We start from the raw sequence: 1,199 nt of genomic DNA on the forward strand, positions 1-1,199 counted from the left end.
TACTAGCAATAATACTAATTTTAGTATAAGTAGTAAGACAAGTTCTCCTAATTATGATATATCTAGTGAATTTAAAAACTCTATTTATACTCTAAAATATAAACAAGTAGATTTAAGCACTGATACAGCCTATGGTTATAGTGTAGATAAAGATGGTTATATGGGAAGTGACTTTAACAAAGCTGCAGGATTGCCAAATGATTTTAAGATACATAAATCTACTTTGGATGAGATATATAGTTTCAATACAAGTTTTAAAGAACACACTGCAAACGATTTAGGCGTTTCAAATTATTATACAAACATAGATATGGCCGATACCATAAGACAATACTATTCCAAATTTAATCAAATTATAAATCATAGTTTTGGTAATTCTAATAAAACTAGCTTTAGTGTAGAAGATTTAAATTCTTTACCAAAGGGGTATAGTATTCATAATACGGATTTTAAGTTTATGTTTCAAAATTTAGATAGTCAAACTATAACAAATTTCTATAATACACAAGAACGATATAATGAAGCAGAACAATTAGGAATGTTTGGGCATATTAATATAGGCTTACAACCATTAAATTTCACTCCGCAAAGTATGCAAACTCAAAATTTAGATGAAAATAGTGCAAAATATACTTTTAATCCTGATATGTCAGTTTATCCACAAAATGAAGATGGAAGTTATTCTAAAGAAGCTTTGTTTATGAGTTTTTTAAAATCTAGCGGTGGAGAAGCTTTAGAAGGTGGTAATACAACATTAAATCCATTAGTTAAAGCACATATTGAAGCTATGACGAAAGAAAGCTTTGATGGCTCTTTAGCTTCCTTAGACGACATTATGACAGGCAAAGTAGATTTTGCAAGTTTATTAAAAGGTTATGCACAAGATGGCTGGCTTGATGCAGGTATTTATGCAATGGAAAAAGGAGTTGAATGGCAAAATGTATACGTAGGCAGTGGAATCTCTTTTGATAGAGAATTTCATCAAGCAAAAGCTAATGGTTGGAAAGCAAGCAGTGAAAGTATAAATTCTTATGTTGGATCTATAATGGATAGACTTAATAATCTTATAGGACAAACTAGGGTTTAAGGGTTATGGATAAGTAGGTTTAAAAACTTGTTTATCTATATAAAAAAATAGAAAAATCTAAATTAAGGAATTAATATGAGTATCTTTAGCATCAATGATAACTCAAACTATG

1 protein-coding gene is annotated in these 1,199 nt (G+C 29.1%); it reads left to right on the forward strand.

Annotated elements, in window-relative coordinates; translation table 11 throughout:
• Nucleotides 1-1,087 (forward strand): Cj0814 family flagellar-dependent secreted protein (locus BGS43_RS00580; RefSeq protein ID WP_257841414.1); only part of this gene is annotated, 1,087 nt, incomplete at its 5' end.
• Nucleotides 1,088-1,199: the final 112 nt, after the last annotated feature.

The organism is Campylobacter sp. 110 (assembly GCF_002383965.1).
GTDB classification, from domain to species: domain Bacteria; phylum Campylobacterota; class Campylobacteria; order Campylobacterales; family Campylobacteraceae; genus Campylobacter_D; species Campylobacter_D coli.